Consider the following 25,388-nt stretch of genomic DNA (forward strand, 5'->3'; position numbering starts at 1 on the left):
ATTATAATGATCTTTTCTGTTTTTCTACAAAGCCATCTGCTTGTAGTTCTAGCAATTCAATAGTGCGTTTCTTTTTATAGTTATAAAGCTCTTTATCTTCTTTTATATCTGAGTAAACTTTGTCGTAAATTTCCGCATCGGTTTTGCGTTGCAACTCACTTTGGTATTTATTTTGTGAAATCATACTTAAAACAGCCATTTCGGCATCTTCTTGTTTGAAATCGAATTCACCTTTTGGAGATAATAATTTAGCAATGATTGGTGAAGTTTCAATAGCTAAAAATAAAAGCATTATAAATAATGAAGGAAGTAATGGCAATTTGTTTAAAGCGATAATCCGTGCCATTAAACCATCAAAACCTTCAATTATAGGTTGTGTTTCAGTGACTTTTTTATCTAAGTCGGCCTGTAATGTTTTGGCTTTAGCTTCTAATTCTGTAATTTTAGCTTGATTAGTGGTTTTTAAAACAGCTAAATCTTGTAAACTAGCGTCATGTTTTTCTCTTTTTTCTTTGTAAACTGGACCTTTTCCTAGTTTTTTGGTTCCAGCAGTTCCTTCTGCTTCAGTAATATAAACAGCATATAAATCGTTTACTTCTTTTTCTTTCTTAGTAATGTCGGATTTTAAACTGTCAATTTGTGCTTTGTTCTTTTCTAAATCGCTCTGAAAATAATTTGCAACTTGCTTTTTATTGGCAAGCATCATTTCGTTTTTCTCTTTCAATAAAACCGTGTTGATTTCTTTTTCAAAAATTTTAATTTCTAAAGGTTTTGAGATGACAATAGCAATAATAATAGCTAGAGCAATTCGAGGAGTTGCTTGTTTAAATTCGCTCCAAAACGAATCTCTTTTTTTGATGGTAGAAACAATAAAACGGTCTAAATTAAAAATAAGCAAACCCCAAACGAGTCCGAATGCCATTGCTATATAGGCATTATCGAAAACGGTAAAAAGAGCATAACTTGAGGCTATAAAAGCCATAACTGCGGTGAAGAAAACGGTTGCGCCAATTCCGGCATACTTGTTTTGTTCGCCATTTGAGCAAGAATTGATGAGATTCTTATCTGCTCCCGAACAAAGGATGAAGAAGTTTTTTAACATGATGATTGATTTTGATGATGACATTTATTAGTACAAAAATAACGTGAAATGTTTCACTTTGTTGTTAAAATATTGGTAATTAATTTTTTAGGCTTTTGCATTGGTGAAAAATGCAACCTATGTGACAATGCTCAAAAACAAAAAACCCTCACATTTCTGTAAGGGTTTGTTTATGTTTTGAGATGCTGAAATAAATTCAGCATGACAATTAATATCTATAATATTCTGGTTTGAATGGTCCTTCTACAGCAACACCAATGTATTTCGCTTGGTCTTCACGTAAAATTTCTAATTCAACGCCTAATTTTGCTAAGTGTAAAGCAGCTACTTTTTCGTCTAAGTGTTTTGGTAACATGTACACTTCGTTTTTATATGCAGCAGAATTAGTCCAAAGTTCAATTTGAGCTAATGTTTGGTTTGTAAATGAATTACTCATTACAAAACTTGGGTGACCGGTAGCACAACCTAAGTTTACTAAACGTCCTTCAGCTAAAATAATAATATCTTTTCCGTTGATAGTATACTTATCTACTTGAGGTTTAATTTCATTTTTAGTTGCACCATGCGTTTTGTTTAACCAAGCCATGTCAATTTCGTTATCGAAATGTCCAATGTTACAAACGATAGTTTTGTCTTTCATTTTCTCAAAGTGAGAACCTAAAATAATATCTTTATTACCTGTAGTTGTAATGATTATATCTGCATTTCCAACTACTGTATCTAATCGTTTAACTTCATAACCGTCCATTGCAGCTTGTAAAGCACAAATTGGGTCAATTTCAGTCACGGTTACAATTGAACCTGCACCTCTAAAAGAAGCCGCAGTACCTTTTCCAACATCTCCGTAACCACAAACAACTACTCTTTTACCAGCTAACATAATATCAGTAGCTCTTCTTACAGCATCTACTGCAGATTCTTTACAACCATATTTGTTATCAAATTTAGATTTAGTAACCGAATCATTTACGTTAATTGCAGGCATATGTAACGTTCCGTTTTTCATTCTTTCGTATAAACGGTGAACTCCTGTAGTTGTTTCTTCAGATAAACCTTTAATGTCAGCAATTAGTTCAGGGAAACGGTCAAAAACCATATTCGTTAAATCACCACCATCATCTAAAATCATGTTTAATGGTTTTCTGTCTTCACCAAACCATAAAGTTTGCTCAATACACCAATCAAATTCTTCGTCACTTAAGCCTTTCCAAGCATAAACTGGAATTCCAGCAGCAGCAATAGCAGCAGCAGCATGATCTTGAGTTGAAAAAATATTACAAGAAGACCAAGTAACATCAGCACCAAGAGCAACTAAAGTTTCAATTAATACAGCAGTTTGAATAGTCATGTGTAAACATCCAGCAATACGTGCTCCTTTTAAAGGTTGGCTTGCTCCATATTCAGCTCTAAGAGCCATTAAACCTGGCATTTCAGCTTCAGCTAATTCAATTTCTTTTCTTCCCCAGTCTGCCAAAGTAATATCTTTTACTTTATACGGCACATAAGTTGTTGTATTTGAACTCATCTATTATTGTATATTTGTATTATTAAATAAGAGTGCAAAGGTACTAATTTCATTTTTAATTTTTTAATAAAACACCTTATTTTATGAAATGTTTAATAAGGTAATGCTTTGAATTTCAACCTTATATTTAATGTCTTTTTATAAAAAAATACAAGTAAATCCCTTAACTTCAGTCCTTATTTGGAAAATTGAAGAAGATTTTAATGAACTGTTTCGTCAAATTAAATTAAAGGACATTTCATTAGCTAGGCTAGAACGAATGAAATCTGAAAGCCATCAAAAAGGGTTTTTGAGCATTCGACATTTGCTGAAAGTTGCTGGTTATTCTGACTTTGATTTGTTTTATGATGAAGATGGAAAACCGCACTTAACAGATGGAAAGCAAATTTCTATAACACATTCCAATAATTTTTCGGCTATTATTGTTGGTAATCAAAATGTAGGAATTGATATAGAGTTGCAAAGAGAAAAAATTACAAGAATTGCTGATAAATTTGTAGAGCATGAATTTGATTATTTGAATAAAGAATCAGTAGAATATATAAAAAAACTAACTGTAATTTGGGGAGCCAAAGAAGCAAAGTATAAAATGTGTAATTCTAGAAGTTTAAGTTTTAAAGACGACATGAAAGTATTTTCGTTTGATTTAGCAGATGGAAAAGGAAAGGCTTCTGTGCAACAAAATAAATTTGAGAAAGAATTTAATTTTTTCTTCGAAGAGTTTGAAGGATTTACGTTGGTTTATGCGTTAGAAAAATAGTATGAAAGAGTTATATACAAATATTGTACAAGCCAAAAATGAGAACAGTAAGTTACTTGCTATTTTATTAGATCCTGAGAAACTTTTGATTTCAGATGTTAAAAATTTATGTAAAAAGATAAACGAATCTCCTGCGACGCATATATTTATAGGAGGAAGTACTTATAACGGAAATCATTTAGACGGATTAATTAAAGAAATTAAGCAATGCGTAGATTTGCCTTTGTTCTTATTTCCTGGAGATTATAAACAAATTTCAGCTGAAGCCGATGCTATTTTATTTCTTAGTTTATTATCAGGAAGAAATGCTGATTATTTAATTGAGCATCAAGTTAATGCCGTTCCTGTATTAGAGAAAACTAAATTGGAAATTATCCCAACAGGCTATTTGTTAATTGAAAGTGGAATAGAGACAGCTGTTGAACGTGTAAGTAATACCAAACCATTAGATCGAAATAATATTAATTACGTTTGTCAAACCGCTAAAGCAGGTGAATTATTAGGTAATAAATTAATCTATTTAGAAGCAGGAAGCGGAGCAAAACTAGCTGTGTCTTTAGAAATGATTGAACAGGTTGCTCAATCAATTCAAATTCCGTTAATTGTTGGTGGTGGAATTCGTTCTAAAAAAGAAATTAATGATGCTTTTAATGCTGGAGCAGATATGGTAGTAATTGGAACTGCTTTTGAAAACGATAATACTTTTTTTGAATTATGTTAGAGTTTTTGTTTTCTCAATACAGCGATTATGCTACTGTTGATATTTTCTTAGAGATTATTGCGGTATTGTTTGGTTTAATTAGTGTGTTCTATGCTAAGAGCAATAATGTTTTAGTATATCCAACGGGATTAGTAAGTACAATAATTTATGTTTATTTATTAAATAAATGGGACTTAGTAGGCGATATGCTTATTAACGGTTATTATACTACTATGAGTATTTATGGATGGTTTCTTTGGACAAGAAAAAATGATAATCAAATAGAATATCCCATATCATGGACTACTAAAAAAGAAAAAGTAAATGCTTTTCTTATTTTTATAGTAACAATTCTTTTTGTAATATTGGTTTATCATTGGTTTGATAAATTTAAGGATTGGACTGCATATGTAGACACTTTTACTACTGGAATTTTCTTTGTAGGAATGTGGCTTATGGCTAAACGTAAAATTGAAAATTGGCTGCTTTGGATCGTAGGTGATTTTATTTCTATTCCATTGTACTTTTACAAAGGCTTTACATTTTCAAGTTTACAATTTTTAATATTTACAATAATTGCCACTTTTGGTTTTTTAGAATGGAAGAAAATTTTACAGAAAGAGACATAAAATATATTCAAGAAAGAGGTAATTCATTAGATAAAATAAAGCAACAATTGTTTTGTTTTAAAAATGGAATTCCAATGATTAATCTTGTTAAACCGGCTGTTGTTGGTGACGGTATATTGTCTTTAAGTCAAAAAAAAGTAGAAGAATATACTTCTTTTTTTGATAATCATAAAACAGAATATACTATAGAAAAATTTGTTCCGGCATCAGGAGCTGCTTCAAGAATGTTTAAATTTCTTATGGAGTTTCTTGCTGCTTTTGATTTAAAAAAAGACACCATAAATAGTTATATAAATAAAAGCAAAAATAAAGATTTAGCTCTGTTTATTTATGGATTAAAAAATCTTCCTTTTTACGAAGAATTAAAATCAAAAACTATTGAATTAAATTCAAGTTATTCTAGCTTAACAAGTGACCTAAAAACATATTTATTGATAAAGACTTTGTTAAGTGAAAATGGTTTAAATTATGCCCAAAAACCAAAGGGGATTTTACCATTTCACATAAATAAATCGAGAATTATTACTCCTATTGAAGAGAATATTATTGAGGCAAGTTTTTATAAAAAAGAAGGTGTAAAAACAAAAATTCATTTTACCATAACGGAAGAGTTTCAAAATGAATTTGAAGCGATAACAAATCAATTCAATGAATTTGAAATTAATTTTTCTTATCAAAACTCAAGTTCAGATACTGTGGCAGTAAACCTTGATAATTCTTTATTTCGTTTAGAAGACAATTCTTTGTTCTTTAGGCCTGGTGGACATGGAGCTTTAATTGATAATTTAAATGAATTAAAATCAGATTTTATTTTTTTAAAAAATATTGATAATGTAGCTCAAAATAACAAAAAAATAATTTCTAATTACAAGAAGGTTTTAGGAGCAATTATTATAAAAACTCAAAATAGAGTTTTTGAGTTTTTAAATGATTTAGAAAATAAAGAACTTTCAGAAAATGATTTTGAAGAATTAATATCTTTTACTGAAAATGATTTGTCGTTTCCGTTACCTGAAGATTTTAAACATTTTAAAAAATCGTATAAGATTGAATATTTAATGAAGGTTTTAAATAGGCCTATTCGAGTATGTGGAATGGTTAAAAACGAAGGTGAACCTGGTGGTGGACCTTTCTGGGTAAAAGATGAAAAAGGAAGACAGACACTTCAAATAGTAGAGTCTTCTCAAATTAATATGCTCGACGAAAATCAGATCAATATTGTAAAATCAGCTACGCATTTTAATCCTGTGGATATAGTTTGTGCAGTATATAATTATAAAGGGAGAAAATTTAATTTAGTTGATTATATTGATCATAATGCAGCATTTATTGCAGAAAAAACCAAGAACGGAAAACCAATTAAAGCATTTGAGCTTCCAGGTTTATGGAATGGAGCAATGGCAAAATGGACTACCATTTTTGTTGAGGTTCCATTGGAAACTTTTAATCCTGTAAAAACAGTAAACGATTTATTAAAGCCTGCTCATCAACCATTAAATGAATAAAGAAAAATTACTTTTAGAATTAGATTTTAAAGCGGTAAGAAGTAGTGGTGCTGGTGGTCAAAATGTAAATAAAGTGTCTTCAAAAGTTGTTCTAACATTTGACTTAGAAAATTCTTTAGGTATTTCTGATGAGGAGAAAGAATTGTTAAAACAAAAACTCTCTTCAAAATTAACTCAGAATAATGTTCTTATTTTAAACTGTGATGAAGATAGAAGTCAAGTAAAAAACAAATCAATTGTAATAAAACGATTTTTATCTATAATTGAAAAAGGACTTCATAAACCAAAAATTAGAAGAGCAACCAAAACACCACGAAGCGTTAAAGAAAGAAGGCTTAATACTAAGAAAATAATGAGCGCTTTAAAGCAAAATCGTAAAAAGCCTAATTTTTAAACAAATTAATTGAAATTTTAAACTAAAGTAGTACTTTTGCATCGTCTCAAAGGGGTGCTCTAAATAACGAGCTGAGATTATACCCATAGAACCTGGGCAGGTAATGCTGCCAAGGAAAATGACAAAATACCAATGTGCACGTTGGTATAAGTCTGTGTAATACAAATTTAATTTTAAAAAAGAAGAATAATTACCCCTTTTATTCGTAACTAATTTTACGAATGAAAACTTTATTCAACAACAAACAAACTAAACAAGTTTTAAGACTAAGTCTTTTTTCTTTGTGCTTTTCTCATTTCTCTTTTGCACAAGAACAACCTATAGATTCTTTAAAGGTTAATAATCTTAAAGAGGTAACTGTTTCTTCGGTTAGAGCTACAGAAAAAACGCCTATTACTTTTTCAAATGTTTCTAAAGAACAAATTGAACCAAGAAATTTAGGACAAGATATTCCGGTACTTCTAAATTACTTACCATCAGTTGTTACTACTACTGATGCTGGAAACGGAGTAGGTTATACGTCTATGCGAGTTCGTGGTTCAGATGGTTCAAGAATTAATGTAACATTAAATGGTATTCCGTTTAATGACAGTGAAAGTCACGGAACATTTTTTGTGAATTTACCTGATTTTGCTTCGTCTTTAGAAAGCGTTCAATTACAAAGAGGTGTCGGTACATCAACTAATGGACCTGGTGCATTTGGTGCGAGTTTAAATATGGAAACGAAATCGTATAAAGAGCATTCTCATGCTGAAATTTCAAATTCAGTTGGAAGTTTTGGTACAAGAAAACACACATTAGCTTTTGGAACAGGTTTACATAATAATTTAGAGTTTAATGGAAGAGTTTCTCAAATTGCTTCTGATGGTTATATTGATAGAGCTTCATCGAACATGTTTGGGTATTTTTTCAATACTAATTATGTCAAAGAAAATACATTGATAAAATTTATTGCTTTCGGTGGTAAAGAAAAAACGTATCAATCTTGGAACGGTTTAGAAGATTTAGACAAGTTAGAGAATGATAGAACTTATAATTCTGCAGGATTGTATTTTGACGAATTTGGTAACGAACAATTTTATGATGACGAAACCGATAATTATTGGCAAAATCACTTTCAATTGCATTGGTCTGAAAAATGGTCTGAAAAATGGAACTCTAATTTAGCATTGCACTATACTCTTGGGAAAGGATATTTTAAGCAATATAAAGAAGATGAAAATTTTTCTGATTATGGACTGAGTGATTATGGAAGTAATTCTATAACAGATTTAATTAGAAAAAGATGGTTGGATAATGATTTCTTTGGGGCTACTTATTCTTTAAATTATTTATCTAATAAAACAGATATATTAGTAGGTGGTGCGGCAAACAGATATTTAGGTAAACATTATGGAGAAGTGGTTTGGACACAATATTACGTGCCTTCAAATAATAGATATTACGATACATATGGAAATAAAGATGATGTAAACGTGTATGTGAAACTATCTCAAGGTATAGGTGTTAAGTTTAACATTTTTGCCGATTTGCAATATAGATTGGTTTATTATCAAGCAAGTGGCGTTCAAGCAACTGATGTTAATGATACTTTTAGATTTTTTAACCCTAAAATTGGTGCTAATTATAAAATTAATCTTTCAAATTCTGTTTATGCCTATGCAGGTGTTGCAAATAAAGAACCCAGAAGAGATGATTATGAAAATGAAAGCACTAAGCCAGAAAGGTTAATTGATATTGAGTTAGGTTGGAAGTATAATTCAAGTAAAGTTAAAGTAAACGCAAATCTGTTTTATATGGATTATAAAGATCAATTAGTAATGACAGGAGCTTTAAATAATGTGGGGGCTCCAATATTTACAAATAGTGGGAAAAGTTACCGTTATGGTTTAGAAATTGATGCTGTAGTAAAAATCCTTGATAATTTATTGTTTCAGCCAAATGTAACTTTCAGCCAAAATAAAAATCAAGATTTTTATTTTCAAAGAGATGGTGTTTTAACTAATTTAGGTAACACAAATATTGCCTTTTCTCCAGAAATTATAAGTGGAGGTAATATTACATTCTTGCCAGTTAAGAATTTGCAAATTTCAGCACTTGGTAAGTTCGTTGGGAAACAATATATGGGAAATATAGACTCTGAAAACTCTACTCTTTCGGATTATACTGTTTTGGATTTCAATGCAAATTATGATTGGAAGGTTAATAAAGGAATAAAGTCAATTGTATTTTCAGCTTTAGTAAATAATGTACTTAATAGAAAATATGAATCAAATGGTTATTTCTACACATATGATGATACATGGAGTGGGCCAGGAACAACTACAATTGAAGGAACAGGTTATTATCCTCAAGCAGGGATAAACTTCCTTCTAGGAATGGCTTTGAAATTCTAAAATTGTTCAGTTAAGTTTAAAGTTAAACCCTGTAAGATTTTTTTACAGGGTTTTAATTGTAAATTCTTAGACTTGTAGAGTTTATTTTTTCAACTCTATATTTTTTCATTGAATATTGTTGTCCTTCTGCCTGACCGTTAAAAAAACTATACTGAGCACTATCACAAGAACATAAAGCCTTAATACCGTTTATAGACATAGTAGAACAACTACTTAAAGCTTGATTAGGACATGCAGCTTCATATGCAACATAATTTTCATTACCAGTATTAAAAACAAAAATTCCTCTAATGCCAGCTCCTGCAGTATTAACATAAATAGCATTTGCTGTGTATAATACCTGACTATATTGAGGTAAATTTAAATTTAATGTAGTTGAAAAGCTATAATTTGGCAGATAAGGGTTGTTGTTGTCAAAAGAATCTTCACTACAGCCAAATAAAAGAGGCAATAAAATAAGTAATAAGTGTTTTTTCATAATTACAAATTTAAATTAATTTTAATAAAGTAATTGAGATGCAGAATATAATTTCAAAATTATTTTAGTATCTTTGTTACAAGGAATCCCATTTATGTGGGATTCTTTCTATTTTTATAAACGATGAAGTTATGAGTAAAGTATCATATTATACGGCAGAAGGGTTAAAAAAATTAAGAGATGAATTAGATCACTTAAAAAGTATTGAGCGCCCTAAAGCTTCACAGGATATTGCAGACGCAAGAGACAAAGGTGATTTGTCTGAAAATGCAGAGTACGACGCAGCAAAAGAAGCACAAGGGTTATTGGAGATGAAAATTTCTAAAATGGAAGAAGTTGTGGCTAATGCAAGATTAATTGATGAATCGCAATTGGATCTTTCAAAAGTTCTTGTTTTGTCAACGGTTAAAATTAAAAATCAAGTTAACGGTATGGAAATGATCTATACTTTAGTTGCTGAAAGTGAAGCGGATTTAAAAACAGGGAAAATCTCTGTAACTTCTCCTATTGGAAAAGGTTTGTTAGGAAAAAGTGTTGGAGATGTTGCTGAAATAAGTGTTCCAAATGGAGTTATTAAGTTTGATATTGTTGAAATTACAAGAAGCTAAATTATGGCAAGTATTTTTACTAAAATTGTAAACGGAGAAATCCCATGTTATAAAATTGCTGAAGATGAAAATTTTCTAGCTTTTTTAGACGTAAACCCTAATGCAAAAGGGCATGCACTTTGTATTCCAAAACAAGAAATTAATAAGATTTTTGATATGGAAGAAGATTTGTACATGGGTTTAATGGCTTTTTCTAGAAAAGTAGCAAAAGCACTTGAAAAAACAATTGAATGTAAAAGAATTGGTGTTGCTGTTGTAGGTTTAGAAGTGCCACACGTTCATGTTCATTTAATTCCACTACAAGATATGGATGATATGCGTTTTCAGCGAAAAGTAACACTTAAAACTGAAGAATTTGAAGATATCGCAAATAGAATAGCAAAAAATATGTAACTTAAATCCTGAAATTTTTCAGGATTTTTTATTTTAATCAATTATGGAAACTATTTTTAAAAGACAACAAGATTTTTTTAATACTAATCAAACAAAAAATATTGAGTTTAGAAAAAAGCAATTAAAAAAATTAAAAACTGTTTTGTTAAACAATAATTCCTTGCTAAATGAGGCTACTTTTAAAGATTTTAAAAAATCAGCTTTTGAAAATTATACCACAGAAATTAGCTTGCTTATTCATGAGATTGACTTGGCGTTAAGTGGTTTGTCTTCTTGGTCAAAAAGAAAAAAGGTAGCAACAAATTTCGCAAATTTCCCTGCTAAATCATATATTATACCAGAACCTTTAGGTACAGTCTTAGTAATAGGTGCTTGGAATTACCCTATTCAATTGTCTATTGCGCCTGTAATTGCTGCTATTGCTGCAGGAAACACCATTGTTTTAAAACCAAGCGAGATAGCTTCTCACGTAAGTAAAGCCTTAGCAAAATTGATAAATTTTAACTTTGAAGAAAATTATTTTCATGTGGTTGAAGGCGGAATAGCTGAAACTACAGAATTATTACATTTTAAATTCGATAAAATATTTTTTACAGGAAGTTCAACTGTTGGTAAAATTGTATATCAGGCTGCTGCAAAAAATTTAATTCCAGTTACTTTAGAGTTAGGTGGAAAAAGCCCAACAATTGTAGCTAAAGATGCTAATTTAAAGATGGCTGTAAAACGTATTGTTTGGGCAAAATTTTTAAATGCAGGTCAAACCTGCATTGCTCCAGATTATATTTTTGTAGATGAATCTATTGAAAAGCACTTTTTAGAATTATTAAAACTAGAAATTGTAAAAGCCAATTATAGTATACAAAATGATAATTATGTTCAAATTATTAACGATAAAAATGTGCAACGTTTGACAAGGTTAATTAATACAGATAAAGTTTTTTTTGGAGGACAAGTACATGAAAAAGAACGACTTATTGAGCCTACAGTAATGCATAATTGTACGTTTAATGATCTAGTTATGCAAGAAGAAATTTTTGGACCTATATTGCCAGTGATTAAGTATACAAATATTAATGAAGTAATAGTAAAGATTAAATCTTTGCCAAAACCATTATCTTGTTATGTTTTTACAGAGAGTAATTCAGTTAAAAATACTGTTTTAAATGAAATTTCCTTTGGAGGAGGGGCTGTTAATGATGCTATTATGCATATTTCTAATTCTAATTTACCTTTTGGAGGAGTTGGAAATAGTGGTATGGGAAGTTATCATAGTAAATATGGTTTTGATACTTTTTCTCATTATAAAAGTATTTTAGACAAACCTACTTGGCTAGAGTTTAATTTTAAATATTCACCTTATACTAATTTAAAGAAGAAGCTTATAAAGTTATTGTTAGGTTAAGGTTTTTTAAAACTTAACTGCATAGTAGTGCCTTTTCCAATTTCAGATTGAGCTACTTTTATTCTTCCTTTATGGTATTCTTGTACAATTCTTTTGGTTAAAGACAAACCTAATCCCCAACCTCTTTTTTTGGTTGTAAAACCAGGTTCAAATACTTTGTTGAATTGATTTTTTGGAATTCCTTTGCCAGAATCTTTAATTCTAAGTTTTACTATATTATTTGATTCTTCAATTGTTATATCTAATTTTCCTTTTCCTTTCATTGCGTCAATTGCATTTTTAACTAAATTTTCAATAGTCCAACTATGTAATGCTGGGTTCAATTCAATGTAAATAGGTTCTTTAGGAACTTTAATAGTGAAAACAACTTGTTTTGATGTTCTAGATTTTAAATATTCAATTGAATTCAAAGTTTCTTCAATAAAATCTTTTTTCTCTAATACAGGTTCCGAACCAATTTTAGAAAAACGATCGGTTATTGTTTGTAATCGGTTAATATCTTTTTCAATTTCAGATAACGTACTTTCTTCTATGTTTTCCATTTTTAAGAGTTCAAGCCAGCCGATTAATGAAGATAAAGGAGTTCCTATTTGATGTGCTGTTTCTTTTGCCATTCCTGCCCATAATTTATTTTGAGTTGCCATTTTTGTAGCTCTGTAAAAGTTATAAACAACAGCTCCAAATAAAATAATGATTAACAAAAGCGCAATAGGATAGTATTTTAATTTATTTAATAATGAAGAATTGCCATAATAAAGCAACTGGTAATTATTTTCAGAAAGCTCCATTTTAATAGGTTCATTTTCTGTTTTTAATGTTTTTAACAAGTTAGATAAGGCAATACTGTCTGCTTGAACTTCTTCATCAATATTGTTAGAATTGATTATTTTATTTTCGCTATTTGTTAGAATCATTGGACTTGATGAGTTCGCGCTAATTATCTGAAGAGGTAATTCTACTTCGGTATTTTCATTAGCATTTACTAATGTTTTTTGTGCAGTTGCCCACAATTCCATTTTGGTTCTTTCTTCAACTTTAAAAATTTGAAAAAAGTTATAGGTATTCCATAAAATTAGAATAACAATAAAAAAAGAGGCTAATATGATGAACCAACGTGAAATATTTCGCTTTTCGGAAAACTGCATAAATAGAATTTGTTAGTAAAAATACTAAAATTGTATCAACTTATACACTTCTAAATTATTTCAAAAAAGTATCTTTGTAAAAACTTTATTAACATGTTGTCAATCAATCCAAAAGAAATAGAACCAGCAAAACTGCAAAGTTATTTGCAAAGTGCAGTTGCACCAAGACCTATTGCGTTTGCTAGTACACTTGATGAAAATGGTACGCCAAATTTATCTCCTTTTAGTTTTTTTAATGTATTCAGTTCAAATCCACCTATATTGATATTTTCTCCTGCAAGAAGGGTTAGAAATAATACAGTTAAACATACATTAATAAATGTTCAGAATACAAAAGAAGTTGTAATAAACATAGTTAATTATGATATTGTACAACAAATGTCTCTTTCAAGTACAGAATATCCAGATGGCGTAAATGAATTTGAAAAGTCAGGGTTAACAATGGTTGCTTCAGATGTTGTAAAACCATTTAGAGTTGCTGAAAGTCCGGTTCAGTTTGAATGCAAGGTAAACGATATTATTGCGCTTGGGAATCAAGGTGGAGCAGGGAATTTGGTTATTTGTGAAGTAGTTAAAATACATATTCATGAAGCGGTTTTAGATGCTAATGGTATGATTGATCAACATAAAATTGATTTGGTTGCAAGAATGGGTGCCAACTGGTACTCTCGTTCAAATGTAGGTATGTTTGAGGTTGAAAAACCATTATCTACTTTAGGAATTGGAGTTGATAATGTTCCAGATTTTGTAAAACAAAGCTCAATTTTTAATGGAAATGATTTAGGGAAGTTAGGAAATATTGAAGCTATTCCTACAGAAGAAGAAATTGCTATATTTGTAAAAGAAAATTTTGAGATAAAAGGAATTTTAAGTGCTGATGATGCTCAAAAGCAATTGAAAAAAGCAAAAGAATATTTAGATAATAACGAAGTACTAACCGCTTGGAAAGTGCTTTTAGCAAAACAATAAATTAATAGTAAGATGGAAGTAACAGGAAAGATTAAATTGATTAATGATGTACAACAAATTAGTGCTTCATTTAAGAAAAGAGAATTAGTAGTGACTACTGAAGAGCAATATCCTCAAATGATAATGATTGAGTTTACTCAAGATAAATGTGATTTATTAAACAATTATAATGTTGGGGAACCAGTTAAAGTCTCAATTAACTTAAGAGGAAGAGAATGGATTAATCCACAAGGTGAAGCGAAGTATTTCAACTCTATTCAAGGATGGAGAATTGAAAAATTAGCAGCGCAAGCGCCTGCAGGAAATGTACCGCCAATGCCAGCTGCTGATGCTTTTGAACCAGCAACTAATTTTAATGAAGAAGAACACGACGATTTACCTTTCTAATATTTAGAAGTTTTAATTTAGAAGTCAGAAATTTGATGTTTATTAATTTTCTGACTTTTTTTGTAGTTATTTTTTGAAATTGTCATTGAAATTGAAAAATGTATTTCCTAACTAAAGAACTTTATTTTCCACCTGTAGAAGAAACTTCACCTGAAGGCATTTTGGCTGTTGGCGGAGATTTGTCGCCAGAGCGGTTAATGTTGGCTTATAAAAGCGGTATTTTTCCTTGGTTTGAAGATGATGAACCTATTTTATGGTGGTCTCCAGAAGAACGCATGGTATTGTTTTTCGATGATTTGAAAATTTCAAAAAGCATGCGTAGTATTTTAAAGAAAAATGAATTTAAAATTACTTTTAATAAAGACTTTAAAGCGGTAATTACCAATTGTCAACAAGCAAAAAGAGTTGGTCAAAACGGAACTTGGATTACCGATGACATGATAAATGCCTATTGTAAATTACATGAGTTAGGTTATGCAAAATCTGTAGAGGTTTGGAAGAACGAAGAACTCGTTGGTGGTTTATACGGAATAGACTTAGGTGATGTTTTTTGTGGTGAAAGTATGTTTTCTAAAGTTTCAAACGCTAGTAAAGTTGCTTTTATAACACTGGCTCAAAAGCTAGAAAAAGCAAATTATAAATTAATAGATTGCCAAGTGCATAATAGTCATTTAGAAAGTCTGGGTTGTGTAGAAATTGACCGTGAAGAGTTTATGGCAATTTTGAAGTTTTAATTAATGATAATTTTTCTATTAGTTAATTTGATGTTTGAAATTGAACTTGATTTTTACTTTCTAAAACTTCTTCAAACTCCTTACATACAATTCTTCTACTTTTTTTCTCGCCCAATCGGTTTTTCGTAAAAAAGTTAAACTCGATTTTACAGACGGATTCTCTTTAAAACATTTTATGTTTATCAATTCTCCTAAAGTATCAAATCCGTAAAAGTCGACCAGTTGTTCTACAATAGTTTTTAAAGATTTTCCGTGTAATGGATCGTTACTCATTTTAATTATTTTTTCGGGTGAAACAATCCACAACATGGTCGTTTACCATTCCTGTGGCTTGCATGTGTGCGTAAACTACAGTTGAACCTACAAACTTGAAACCGCGTTTTTTTAAATCTTTACTCAACGCATCTGAAAGTGGAGTAGTTGCTGGAACATCTTTTAAAGTTTGTGGTTTGTTGTCAATAGGTTTTCCATCAACAAAAGCCCAAATGTATTTTGAAAAACTTCCAAATTCTTCCTGTATTTTTATAAACGCTTGCGCATTGCTTACCGCAGATTTTATTTTCAACTGATTTCTAATGATTCCGGTGTCTTCAATTAAAATATGAAGTTTCTTATCGTTATAAGCAGCAACTTTCTTTACATCAAATTGATCAAAAGCTTTTCTAAAATTCTCTCTTTTTTTAAGAATGGTATGCCAGCTTAGACCTGCTTGAAATGTTTCTAAAATTAGAAATTCAAATAACGTTGCATCGTTATAAACAGGTTTTCCCCATTCGTTATCATGATAATTTCTATATAAATCATCTTTTTCGCACCAAGCACATCTGTTTTTATTCATCATACTAATATTCTTCATATTCTTCAACATATTCTAAAGCATCACTTAGTTTTCCATGTGTTACTCTTATGTGGTCTTCATTTAAAGATTCGTCAATTTTCTTTTTTATAATTTCATCAATTTCATCTTCTTCTAAATAACTTTGATCGCCCAAAACCTGAAAAGCATTTGTAACTAAATTATCATTATTGGTAACAAAAGCAATTCCGGTAATTTTTTCTTTATTGTAATTATAAGAATCGTTGCTAATTGATGTTTTTTTGAAGAAGTAGTATTTAATATCAGTGCTATTAAATCTCATTTTCTTAGTTGAATAAATTGACAAAGAATCTTTTTTAGGATCAATACTTTCAAAATAGTTTATGGCAGATTTTGCAATATCTTCACTATTAAAGTTATTAATTAACTCTCTTTGCTTTGTATGATAAAGCATTTGAATTCCTCTAAATTTAATTTTCGGATTTGCTAGAATCTTTAAAGCTAACGAATTTTCAATATGCTTGTCATTTTTTAACTGAAGTTTTGCAATTGCTAAATCTATTTCATCAATTTCTAAATCTCTTGCTTTATTAAACAATTCTGCAATTGTTTTTTCTTTTTTAAATGAATATAATATGTTTAAATAATCTTCTAAGTCAGATGTAGGTGCATAGTTGTCATAAGAGTTTTCATCTTCATTTTTAATTAACTGTTTGTTTTTCCAACTGGTAAGTCTTTTTACTTCTAATTTTGCATTGGTTAAAAGCATTTTTTTGAATGACTTTAGTTTTTTAGAGTTTACCATTTCATTGCTAATTAATTGATTTGTAAATTCAATTATTGGACTATGGTATTCTTGTATGCTATAAAATTGAAATATATCTGGAAATAAAACTTGACTATTTTCTAAATCAGTTTCAAAATAGTTAAATAATCCTTTTATCTCATAACTATTGTCTGATATGGGTAAATCGTATTCTAAAAGCGACAAAATCTTTTTGTAAGCTTCTTTGCTTTCTTGAAAAGTTAATGCTCTTAAAACAGATAATTGTAATACTGTATTTACGTTTGGTTTCTTGTAAACGCTCTCTAAAAACGGAATTACTTTTGGAGATTTTACTCTTCCTAATTTTTCATATAAGTCACCTAAAATTTCAGTTTCGTCATTGTTGAATTTAAAATTAGATAAGAAATATTGAAATTTTTGTAAATCTTGTTCTTTTAAAGTCAAATAATGGATAGATTTTAGAGCTGAAAATCTAATGCTATCATGTGAACTCATGGCGTCGTTCATGAAAACTTCCAGTTTATTGTCAAAAACACTGTTTTTATAAACTGTATCTAAAAGTGTAAAAGAATTAAATGTTTTTTCAATGAATGAATTTTCATTTTTATACTCCTTATTTACTAATGTTTTTAAAACATAAAAAGTTCCATCCCTAAAAACGGCTTTATACTTTATAGCTTGTTTTGAGTTTTCTTTTGAAACCAAAGCATTAAACGTACTAATTTTTGTTTTATAATCGGTTTCTATGTTTTCAGAAATAATAGTTAATTTTGGTTCGTTTTTTTTATTTCTAAAAACAATATCATCCCATCTTGAAGCTGCGAAATTAGAATGTGAATCATTATTCTCTATTACATCTAGTACGCTTATATGTTCATTATCTTCATTAGTTTCTGTTGAATTTTTTCTGGTTATTAATTTTCTATAATTTTTCCAAATGGAATCAATACTAACCTCGCTTTCGTATTTGTGATATTGGTTGTAGTTTAATTCTATTAAATTTCCTGTAGAAGACAAGAATTCATAATTTTTATAAGTTGAAGTAAAGTAATTTTTTTTCTTAGTAGAATTATAATATTTCTTTTCAGTAATAAAATCTAAATGTTGGTTTTGTTTTTTTGGAATTTCTATTTTAAATTGAGCAACAGTGTCTTTGAAAGTTCTGTATTCTTCATTGTTTAATGTTGGTTTAAATAGGAATGAGTTGAAAAATTTATTGGTATTTTCTTTACTTGCATTTATTGTTCCAAGCAAATAGTATTTATTTCCTTTCATTAATGTTTTTAATTCTATTTTCTTATCACCAATTGTTGATTTTGATGTAAAATAGAAATTCTCATTATTAAAATGAGTATTAGTTGAGTCTAAATTATGCTGATTGTAAAATTCATATTGAATTCTTTTTAATTCAAATTTTGAGTCTTCAAGGTTATAATTGTCTTGCAGTGTTTTTTCAATTAAGACGTAATGAGCATCCTCTTTTTTATCATAGGCAACTATTTTCATATCGTCATTGCCTTTTAAGTCTGATTTGTTACCAGAAAAGCTATAGTATGCAGGAACTTGTACTTGGAAACTTCCTTTTAATGGATTAATTATTTCCCAAGAGTCACTATTTTCTTTTAATGCTATTTTAGAATAAATTTCTTCTTCAAAAATGCGCACGTATTCACCTTCGCCACCCATCATTACAGAAATTATTTCTATAGGTGTTATGTAATAACGGTAATGCTGTGCGTTTCCTGTTTTAGTTTTGTTTTTGATGTCATAAACTAAATAATTTTTTTCAGTATATGATTTTTTCGAGATAATTTCTCCAGGTATATTTTCGTAGAATAAACTATCTAATGTTTTAGGGTTAAAGGTTTTGTTGTTTTTGTTTAAAAAATCGTTTAGATAAGTTCTTTTAAAGTTAATATAACCTCCATTTGCTAAATCTGGAGACTCTACATTCTCATCAGATTCTAAAACCACATCAAAAACTGGAAAAGTTATCATTCCATCTGCAGTAGTTTTTAGTTTCAGTTCTGGTTTTATAAAGTTGTCTTCTATTTTCTTTTTTAATGCTTTCCCTTTTTCAGTATAATTATCAAAAATAGGAGTGACTTTGTATCCTTTTTCGCGAAGCATTTCAATTACCCCTTTTTTTCCTGGTAAATGAGCTGCACCAATAGCACTAAACAAGCTTCCTTGCTTCATGTTAATTTCCATATTGGTGACCATTTCGATATTTCTATCGAATAGTAAAGCTTTTAAATAACTTTTTGGAGATGATAAAACAGTTAGTGAATCTATCATGTCCAAGTCTTTTTCTCTATAAAAGTCTACTAGTGCTTCGTTGTAAGGTTTATTTTTTAATATTTTTAAAATGGCTTGATAGTTTTTTTCTACTTCAGAATTATCCATTTCGGCTTCTGCTTTCATAATGTTAATTGTAGAAGTTTTAACATCTTCAAGACCAATCGTTTTTTTATTATATTTTCTTCCCGTCCTATAAATAAACATATCTAAATAGGTTTCTTCTTGGTATTCTTTATTTGTTTCGTTTGTTCGAGACAATAGGCCAATTAAATTGTAATTAGTACTCTGAAATAAAGAATATAGCTCATCTCTTTTTAACGGTGTTAAATAAAAATTGGTATAAAAAGCGTTGTTTTTTCTATATTTACTATAGAAACTGAATAAATCAAATAATTCGGTCCAGGTTCTTGGCTCACTCTCATTTGCAATTATGTCAGCATTTAGTAAGTGGGTGTAAAATGCGTCAGATAAGTGATAAGAAACTTTTTCACTTACGTGCATTGTACCATATATATAAGAGTTTTTTTGTAAGCCATTTCCGCTTACCTCCCATAATAAACTTTGGTATTTTTTTTCTTGTGCAAATGAAGTGAAGTAAAATAAACTAAAAAAGAAGATGTATTTTTTCAAGAATTATATTTTTTGAATTGTTTCTTTCAAATATACAATTTGTTTTATTGTGTTGTAAAAAATAAGCCTTAATTCTAAAAAAAGAATTAAGGCTTAAATGTCTTCAATTATTAAGATATTATCCTAAAGCAACTCTTTTAAATCCTGTAACTGTTAAACCTGAATCTACAGATTTTACATAACCAGCAACATTCATTGAGCCATCTTTAATATAATCTTGGTTTACCAAAGTGTTGTCTTTGTAAAAACGTTGAATTTTTCCTTTAGAAATGTTGTCTAACATTGCTTCTGGTTTACCTTCAGCTCTTAATTGCTCTTTTGCAATTTCGATTTCTTTTTCAATGATTGCAGCATCAACACCATCTTCGTTTAATGCGATTGGGTTCATTGCAGCAGCTTGCATTGCAACGTTTTTAGCAGCTTCATCAGCTCCTTCAACATTTGCAGATAAAGAAACTAAAGTAGCTATTTTTCCAGCGTGTACATATGCTCCAACGAAAGCACCTTCTAAACGCTCAAAAGCACCAACTTCAATTTTCTCACCAATAACACCTGTTTGCTCAATTAACTTTTCTGAAACAGTAATTCCATTAAAATCTGAAGCTAATAATTCTTCTTTAGTTGAAAATTTTAACGCTTGATTAGCTATTTCTGTTGCTAATTTTACAAATGAATCATTTTTTCCTACGAAGTCAGTTTCGCAATTTAATGTAATTGCAACACCTGCAGTGTTATCTGTGTTTAAAACAGCGACTGCAGCACCTTCAGTAGATTCTCTATCTGAACGATTTGCGGCAACTTTTTGACCTTTTTTACGAAGGTTTTCGATAGCTAAATCAAAATCACCATTAGCTTCAACTAATGCTTTTTTGCAATCCATCATACCAGCACCTGTAGCTGTTCTTAATTTATTTACGTCTGCAGCAGTAATATTTGCCATAACTTTTATTTTATTTTAAATTATAAAATTCCAAAAAGCAAATTCCATTTTATTTTAAACTAAATCTAAAATTGATGTTGGAATTTGCTTTTGGAATTTATAAAGATTTATTATTCTTTTGTTTCAGCAGTTTCTTTTTTAGGAGCAGCTTCTTTAGGAGCAACTTCTTCATCTTTTTCCGCTTTTCTGTCAGAAAGACCTTCAATGATAGCGTTGCTTACATGAGAAAGAATTTTATCGATTGATTTAGAAGCATCATCATTTGATGGAATTACAAAGTCAATTGGACGTGGATCCGAGTTTGTATCAACCATTGCAAAAACTGGAATGTTTAACTTTTGAGCTTCTTTAATTGCGATGTGTTCTGCTTTAACGTCTACTACAAATAATGCAGCAGGTAATCTTGACATATCTGCGATAGAACCTAAGTTTTTTTCTAATTTAGCACGTAAACGATCTACTTGTAAACGTTCTTTTTTAGATAAAGTTAAGAATGTACCATCTTTTTTCATTCTATCAATAGAAGCCATTTTTTTAACAGCTTTTCTAATAGTAACGAAGTTAGTTAACATTCCACCAGGCCATCTTTCAGTGATGTAAGGCATGTTACAAGCAGCAGCTTTCTCAGCTACGATATCTTTAGCTTGTTTTTTGGTAGCTACGAAAAGTACTTTTCTACCAGATGCAGCAATTTTTTTCAAAGCTTCATTAGCTTCTTCAATTTTAGCAGCAGTTTTGTATAAGTTTATGATATGGATCCCATTACGCTCCATATAAATGTAAGGAGCCATGTTTGGATCCCATTTACGAGTCATGTGTCCGAAATGTACACCAGCCTCTAATAAGTCTTTAACTTCTATGTTGTTTGCCATTTTGTAATAGTTTACGTTCCGTTGATTAGCAATTTTCAAGTAGTTACTTGCGTTAGTCTTGAAAATTTAGATGCTAAACTAATTCCCTTTTTAATTAAAGGAATATCGACAACTGTGTTTTAAATTCAATTTTATTTGTAAAAATTTGGTTGAAAAAAAATCAAACCAATTCGAAATATTAACGTTTCGAGAATTGGAATTTTTTTCTTGCTTTTTTCTGACCGAATTTTTTACGTTCTACCATTCTAGGATCTCTTGTAAGTAATCCTTCTGGTTTTAATACAGATCTGTTTTCAGCATCTACTTCACACATAACGCGTGCTAATGCCATTCTTACAGCTTCTGCTTGTCCTGTTGAACCACCTCCGTAAACATTTACTTTAACGTCAAAGTTTTCTGCATTTTCTGTCATTGCTAACGGCTGCATAACTTTATATTGTAAAGTAGCTGTTGGGAAATAAGTTGTAAATTCTTTTTTGTTTACTGTGATTTTTCCTGTTCCTTCTGAAACATAAACACGAGCAACTGCGGTTTTTCTTCTACCGATTTTGTGAATAGTTCCCATTACTTAAGATCGTTTAGATTAACAGTTCTAGGTTTTTGAGCTCCGTGTGTATGCTCAGCACCTACAAATACATTTAAATTGCGGAATAATTCAGCACCTATTTTGTTTTTAGGTAACATTCCTTTTACAGCTTTCTCTACTAATAATGCAGGGTTTTTGTCTTGCATAACTTTAGCAGTTAAACTTCTTTGTCCTCCAGGATAACCAGTGTGGCGAATGTAAGTTTTCTCCTCTAATTTGTTACCTGTAAGGTTAATTTTTTCTGCGTTGATAACGATAATGTTATCTCCACAGTCCACGTGTGGTGTAAAACTTGGTTTGTACTTACCTCTTAAAAGCATTGCAACTTTTGAAGCAAGACGACCTAAGTTGTGACCTTCAGCATCTACAACAAGCCATTCTTTTTGAACGGTCCCTTTGTTTACTGACACAGTCTTGTAGCTTAATGCGTCCATAATTTTATTTTAATTAAACATTCCATTCCCAATTAAGGGAGTGCAAAAGTACAATTAATTATTTGATATACAAATGCCAATTGCAATAATTTATACAAGTTTTGTTTCGTGTAATTGACTTTATTCTTTTATAAAATTAAATTTTTGCCCTCCTTGGTGTAGTATAAATGAATTTTCACCAAACTCTATTTCAATTCTAGCCGCTTGAAAGACAAATGTGTTTTCATTTTTTTGAGTCAATGGAAAAGAACTTTGACCTGTAGCTTGAGCTAATAACTCTCCGTCTTTTTCAAAAATTGTAATTTTTAAAGGGATATCTTTAGATGAATAAACTCCAGAAATTGCTTTAATTTTTTCTGGATTTATTTTTTCAAAACTTGGAAATGGAAATGGCATTTTATAATACATACTTAATATACCTATCATAATGTCATTTCGGTTAAAGTTATCTCCATTTACAATTAATGAAATTCCAACTTTTTCCGATGGATAATAACCAACTACAGAACGAAAACTTTCAATTCCGCCAGTGTGACCATAAAATTTTCTTTCGCCAAAAGGCATTTGCATTAATGCTTTACCATAGCTGTCTTTTAGTTCTTTCATACTTTCTAATGAACTTTTTTTGACTAGTTTACCTTCAAATAGTTCATATAAAAAAGCAGTTAAGTCATTTGGAGTTGAAATCACGGCTCCAGCTGCATAGGCAATATCATTTTTCCATTCTTCATACTTTTGCCATTTTGCGCCATCAAATAAATAAGAAAAACTCTCTTTTTTTGAGATATTGACTTGTTCGGTAGGATAATAAGTGTTTTGTAAACCAATTTTTTTAACGATACGGTTTTCTATATTCTCGGCATAAGATTTTTTTGTAATTGTTTCAATAATGCTACCTAATAAATAATAATTGGAGTTACTGTATTCAAACTTAGTATTTGGTTCTGCAATTGATTTATAGTTTACAATTTTATTTATAATAGTTTGCTTTAAATCAGGTGAATCTAATTCTTCTTGGGTAAGTGAATCTTGATTGATGTAATCTTTTATTCCTGATCTATGATGTAATAAATCTTCGATTGAAATTTTATCTGCATTTTCAAGTTTTGGAAAAAATTTTGTTAGTTTGGTTTCTAATCTTAACTTTTTTTCCTCAATCAATTGCATTGTCATTACAGCCGTAAAAATTTTTGTAATTGAACCTACTTTATATTTAGTAGTATTGTCTGCTTTAACTTTTTGATCAGCATCTGCAAATCCATATCCTTTTGAAAAAACGACTTTATCGCCTTCACGAATTGAAATAGAGCCCATGAATTTTTCATTTTTATTTAGATAATTCAATAAACTATCAATTTTATGGTAACGATTTTGCGCAACTAAACTTGTTGAAAATGCTAAAACAAATAATAAAAGTATTTTTTTCATGATTTTTTTATTTTATTAGAGGTTTCTGTTTTTATTTTGTTACAGATATTTTTTTAAATTCTAAATAAGAGTAAATAACGGGAACAATAGTTATTATTGCCGTGATTCCTAAAAAAGTATAAACTTGAATTTTATTTGGAAGTACAAAGGTCAATGCCATAAAAATTCCGCCAATAAACCACATTTTACCTCCTAAAAGATGTGTTTTTTTCCAAACTTCTTCGTTTTCTAAAGTCCAAGGTGTTTTTATACCAATAAAATAATTTGGCTTTATGGTTTTAAAATAGTTTCCTAAAAAAGCGAAGAATAAACCAATTATAACAAATAATAATTGCGGATTACTATTTTTTTGTTGTGCACTATATAGAATAAAAATGGCTAAGCCAGACATGAAAACGGTCAATGCCATTCTTAATGTATTGAGTTTGTTTCCCATGTTTTGTAATTTACCTTTTGGATCAATTTTTGGGATTATTAAAAATACAAAATAGGTTATTCCTACAAGCATGACTAACATTAGGACTAATTCTTTTTTATCTCCATAACGATCTATTTCGCCAGCACCATTCCAATGCATTGGAACTTTATCAGGTAAGTTGTTCCAGATATAAGCTAAATAAAGAAAGGGTAAAAATGCTATTGCAATAAATGGAAGTTCTTTTTTTAAATTTATCATAATTATTTTTTAAGTGTTATTAACCATTTTAAGATATCGTCTACTATTGTCGTGTTTAGTGAATAAATTACAAATTGCCCTTGTTTTTCGCTTGTTACTAAATCGGCCTGTTTTAAAATGTCTAAATGATGAGAAATACTTGGTTTTGAAATATTAAATTTATCTGCAATATCACCAGCTGTCATTTCTTTCTTTCGCAGCAATTCCAAGATTTCTCTTCTTGTTTCATCATTAAGGGCTTTGAAGATAGTATTCATTACGATTATATATTTAGACAAATATCTAAATACTTTTTTAAAAAGCAAAATGTTTTTAAAAAATAAACCCGATAGGTTTTGAAACGTATCGGGTTTGATGTATTATTTTGGAGATTTAAATTTCAAATAAATGGAATTTATAAAAATCAGTAGAAATAGTAAAGTAATAAATAGTAAAACTTTATCTGTAAAAACTATTTGTATGTTGCCGTCTTGTATCAAACAAAAAAAAACAAAAGATAAAAAGAATAAAAATGACAAAATAAAATTTGTTTTGGCTTTGATAAAAGCTAAAAATGAAAACCCTATAATAAAGCTTATGAAAAAATTAATAGAATAGTAACTAATTCCGTTGATTTCAAAAGCCCAACCAACAGATTTATTATATCCATAATGAGCGACGTTATCTATGAAAATTAAAAACAATAATGGGATTATTGAAATCAAATACATTTTAGATTCGAAAATAAATTTGATTTTATTAATCATTATTGTAATTATTATGAGATTTCTCCTGCGTAGGAGTGACATTT

Annotated in this window: 27 protein-coding genes and 1 riboswitch; of the genes, 13 read left to right on the top strand and 14 right to left on the bottom strand. The window is 29.6% G+C overall.

What is annotated here, in order from left to right:
- Position 1: 1 nt before the first annotated feature.
- Both OLM55_RS04665 and ahcY read right to left on the bottom strand, forming a co-directional pair.
- Positions 2–1,102, bottom strand: coding sequence for a DUF4407 domain-containing protein (locus tag OLM55_RS04665; RefSeq protein ID WP_264560592.1), 1,101 nt, complete (start codon positions 1,100–1,102; stop codon positions 2–4).
- A gap of 208 nt (positions 1,103–1,310) precedes the next feature.
- Positions 1,311–2,627, bottom strand: a complete 1,317-nt coding sequence (ahcY, locus tag OLM55_RS04670) for an adenosylhomocysteinase (RefSeq protein ID WP_264560255.1) — start codon at positions 2,625–2,627, stop codon at positions 1,311–1,313.
- A 130-nt stretch (positions 2,628–2,757) separates the two neighbouring features.
- Between ahcY and OLM55_RS04675 the strand changes: the two genes are divergently transcribed.
- The 6 genes from OLM55_RS04675 (at position 2,758) to OLM55_RS04700 (ending at position 9,011) form a co-directional block, all read left to right on the top strand.
- Positions 2,758–3,387: a 4'-phosphopantetheinyl transferase family protein gene (locus tag OLM55_RS04675; RefSeq protein ID WP_264560256.1), complete on the top strand. Its 630-nt coding sequence runs from the start codon at positions 2,758–2,760 to the stop codon at positions 3,385–3,387.
- A 1-nt stretch (position 3,388) separates the two neighbouring features.
- On the top strand, positions 3,389–4,108 hold the full coding sequence (locus OLM55_RS04680; RefSeq protein ID WP_264560257.1) for a geranylgeranylglyceryl/heptaprenylglyceryl phosphate synthase: 720 nt from the start codon (positions 3,389–3,391) through the stop codon (positions 4,106–4,108).
- Positions 4,102–4,716: a nicotinamide riboside transporter PnuC gene (gene pnuC, locus OLM55_RS04685; RefSeq protein WP_264560258.1), complete on the top strand. Its 615-nt coding sequence runs from the start codon at positions 4,102–4,104 to the stop codon at positions 4,714–4,716. The genes OLM55_RS04680 and pnuC overlap by 7 nt, the downstream gene beginning before the upstream one ends.
- Positions 4,686–6,221 (top strand): DUF4301 family protein, encoded by a 1,536-nt coding sequence (locus tag OLM55_RS04690; protein ID WP_264560259.1) that lies wholly within the window; start codon positions 4,686–4,688, stop codon positions 6,219–6,221. The genes pnuC and OLM55_RS04690 overlap by 31 nt, the downstream gene beginning before the upstream one ends.
- Positions 6,214–6,615 carry an alternative ribosome rescue aminoacyl-tRNA hydrolase ArfB gene (gene arfB / locus OLM55_RS04695; protein ID WP_264560260.1) on the top strand — a complete coding sequence of 134 codons (402 nt, stop codon included), beginning with the start codon at positions 6,214–6,216 and terminating at the stop codon, positions 6,613–6,615. Before OLM55_RS04690 ends, arfB begins: the two co-directional genes overlap by 8 nt.
- Positions 6,616–6,655: 40 nt before the next feature.
- Positions 6,656–6,750, top strand: a riboswitch (TPP riboswitch).
- An 86-nt stretch (positions 6,751–6,836) separates the two neighbouring features.
- A complete protein-coding gene (locus OLM55_RS04700) occupies positions 6,837–9,011 on the top strand; it encodes a TonB-dependent receptor (protein ID WP_264560261.1) in 2,175 nt (724 codons plus the stop codon).
- A gap of 52 nt (positions 9,012–9,063) precedes the next feature.
- Here OLM55_RS04700 and OLM55_RS04705 read toward each other — a convergent pair whose 3' ends face one another.
- The gene (locus OLM55_RS04705) at positions 9,064–9,489 is read right to left on the bottom strand and encodes a hypothetical protein (protein ID WP_264560262.1); all 426 of its coding nucleotides are present in this window, start codon (positions 9,487–9,489) and stop codon (positions 9,064–9,066) included.
- Between the two features lie 131 nt (positions 9,490–9,620).
- Between OLM55_RS04705 and greA the strand changes: the two genes are divergently transcribed.
- From greA to OLM55_RS04720, 3 genes are read left to right on the top strand one after another with little or no spacing between them, the layout of a single operon-like run.
- Entirely contained in the window at positions 9,621–10,097 is a 477-nt protein-coding gene (gene greA / locus OLM55_RS04710) for a transcription elongation factor GreA (protein ID WP_264560263.1), read from the top strand.
- A gap of 3 nt (positions 10,098–10,100) precedes the next feature.
- Positions 10,101–10,490 (top strand): HIT family protein, encoded by a 390-nt coding sequence (locus tag OLM55_RS04715; RefSeq protein ID WP_264560264.1) that lies wholly within the window; start codon positions 10,101–10,103, stop codon positions 10,488–10,490.
- Between the two features lie 43 nt (positions 10,491–10,533).
- On the top strand, positions 10,534–11,892 hold the full coding sequence (locus OLM55_RS04720) for an aldehyde dehydrogenase (protein ID WP_264560265.1): 1,359 nt from the start codon (positions 10,534–10,536) through the stop codon (positions 11,890–11,892).
- Here the strand turns inward: OLM55_RS04720 and OLM55_RS04725 are convergent.
- Positions 11,889–13,037 (bottom strand): sensor histidine kinase, encoded by a 1,149-nt coding sequence (locus OLM55_RS04725; RefSeq protein ID WP_264560266.1) that lies wholly within the window; start codon positions 13,035–13,037, stop codon positions 11,889–11,891. The two genes, OLM55_RS04720 and OLM55_RS04725, sit on opposite strands and share 4 nt — an antisense overlap.
- Positions 13,038–13,130: 93 nt before the next feature.
- Between OLM55_RS04725 and OLM55_RS04730 the strand changes: the two genes are divergently transcribed.
- From OLM55_RS04730 to aat, 3 genes are all read left to right on the top strand, one after another.
- On the top strand, positions 13,131–14,006 hold the full coding sequence (locus OLM55_RS04730; RefSeq protein ID WP_264560267.1) for a flavin reductase family protein: 876 nt from the start codon (positions 13,131–13,133) through the stop codon (positions 14,004–14,006).
- A 12-nt stretch (positions 14,007–14,018) separates the two neighbouring features.
- Complete coding sequence (locus OLM55_RS04735; RefSeq protein ID WP_264560268.1) at positions 14,019–14,393, top strand: DUF3127 domain-containing protein; 375 nt, start codon at positions 14,019–14,021, stop codon at positions 14,391–14,393.
- A gap of 98 nt (positions 14,394–14,491) precedes the next feature.
- On the top strand, positions 14,492–15,127 hold the full coding sequence (aat, locus tag OLM55_RS04740) for a leucyl/phenylalanyl-tRNA--protein transferase (RefSeq protein WP_264560269.1): 636 nt from the start codon (positions 14,492–14,494) through the stop codon (positions 15,125–15,127).
- 60 nt (positions 15,128–15,187) lie between these two features.
- Here aat and OLM55_RS04745 read toward each other — a convergent pair whose 3' ends face one another.
- The 10 genes from OLM55_RS04745 to OLM55_RS04790 all read right to left on the bottom strand — a co-directional run bounded on the left by OLM55_RS04745 (position 15,188) and on the right by OLM55_RS04790 (position 24,855).
- Entirely contained in the window at positions 15,188–15,400 is a 213-nt protein-coding gene (locus OLM55_RS04745) for a VF530 family protein (protein WP_319800105.1), read from the bottom strand.
- 1 nt (position 15,401) lies between these two features.
- Positions 15,402–15,965 (bottom strand): DNA-3-methyladenine glycosylase I, encoded by a 564-nt coding sequence (locus OLM55_RS04750; protein WP_264560593.1) that lies wholly within the window; start codon positions 15,963–15,965, stop codon positions 15,402–15,404.
- A gap of 4 nt (positions 15,966–15,969) precedes the next feature.
- Complete coding sequence (locus OLM55_RS04755; protein ID WP_264560271.1) at positions 15,970–19,662, bottom strand: TraB/GumN family protein; 3,693 nt, start codon at positions 19,660–19,662, stop codon at positions 15,970–15,972.
- Between the two features lie 118 nt (positions 19,663–19,780).
- Positions 19,781–20,602 (bottom strand): translation elongation factor Ts, encoded by an 822-nt coding sequence (gene tsf, locus OLM55_RS04760; RefSeq protein WP_264560272.1) that lies wholly within the window; start codon positions 20,600–20,602, stop codon positions 19,781–19,783.
- A 110-nt stretch (positions 20,603–20,712) separates the two neighbouring features.
- The gene (gene rpsB / locus OLM55_RS04765; RefSeq protein WP_264560273.1) at positions 20,713–21,474 is read right to left on the bottom strand and encodes a 30S ribosomal protein S2; all 762 of its coding nucleotides are present in this window, start codon (positions 21,472–21,474) and stop codon (positions 20,713–20,715) included.
- Between the two features lie 178 nt (positions 21,475–21,652).
- On the bottom strand, positions 21,653–22,039 hold the full coding sequence (gene rpsI / locus OLM55_RS04770; RefSeq protein WP_264560274.1) for a 30S ribosomal protein S9: 387 nt from the start codon (positions 22,037–22,039) through the stop codon (positions 21,653–21,655).
- Positions 22,039–22,494 (bottom strand): 50S ribosomal protein L13, encoded by a 456-nt coding sequence (gene rplM, locus OLM55_RS04775; protein ID WP_264560275.1) that lies wholly within the window; start codon positions 22,492–22,494, stop codon positions 22,039–22,041. Before rplM ends, rpsI begins: the two co-directional genes overlap by 1 nt.
- Before the next feature lie 120 nt (positions 22,495–22,614).
- Entirely contained in the window at positions 22,615–23,922 is a 1,308-nt protein-coding gene (locus OLM55_RS04780) for a serine hydrolase domain-containing protein (RefSeq protein WP_264560276.1), read from the bottom strand.
- Between the two features lie 31 nt (positions 23,923–23,953).
- Positions 23,954–24,598 carry an SdpI family protein gene (locus OLM55_RS04785; RefSeq protein WP_264560277.1) on the bottom strand — a complete coding sequence of 215 codons (645 nt, stop codon included), beginning with the start codon at positions 24,596–24,598 and terminating at the stop codon, positions 23,954–23,956.
- Between the two features lie 2 nt (positions 24,599–24,600).
- Positions 24,601–24,855 (bottom strand): autorepressor SdpR family transcription factor, encoded by a 255-nt coding sequence (locus tag OLM55_RS04790; RefSeq protein ID WP_264560278.1) that lies wholly within the window; start codon positions 24,853–24,855, stop codon positions 24,601–24,603.
- 130 nt (positions 24,856–24,985) lie between these two features.
- On the opposite strand from OLM55_RS04790, the gene OLM55_RS04795 reads away from it, so the two are divergent.
- Positions 24,986–25,195 carry a hypothetical protein gene (locus tag OLM55_RS04795; protein ID WP_264560279.1) on the top strand — a complete coding sequence of 70 codons (210 nt, stop codon included), beginning with the start codon at positions 24,986–24,988 and terminating at the stop codon, positions 25,193–25,195.
- Positions 25,196–25,388: the final 193 nt, after the last annotated feature.

It is taken from the genome of Flavobacterium sp. N2270, assembly GCF_025947225.1.
Taxonomy (GTDB): domain Bacteria; phylum Bacteroidota; class Bacteroidia; order Flavobacteriales; family Flavobacteriaceae; genus Flavobacterium.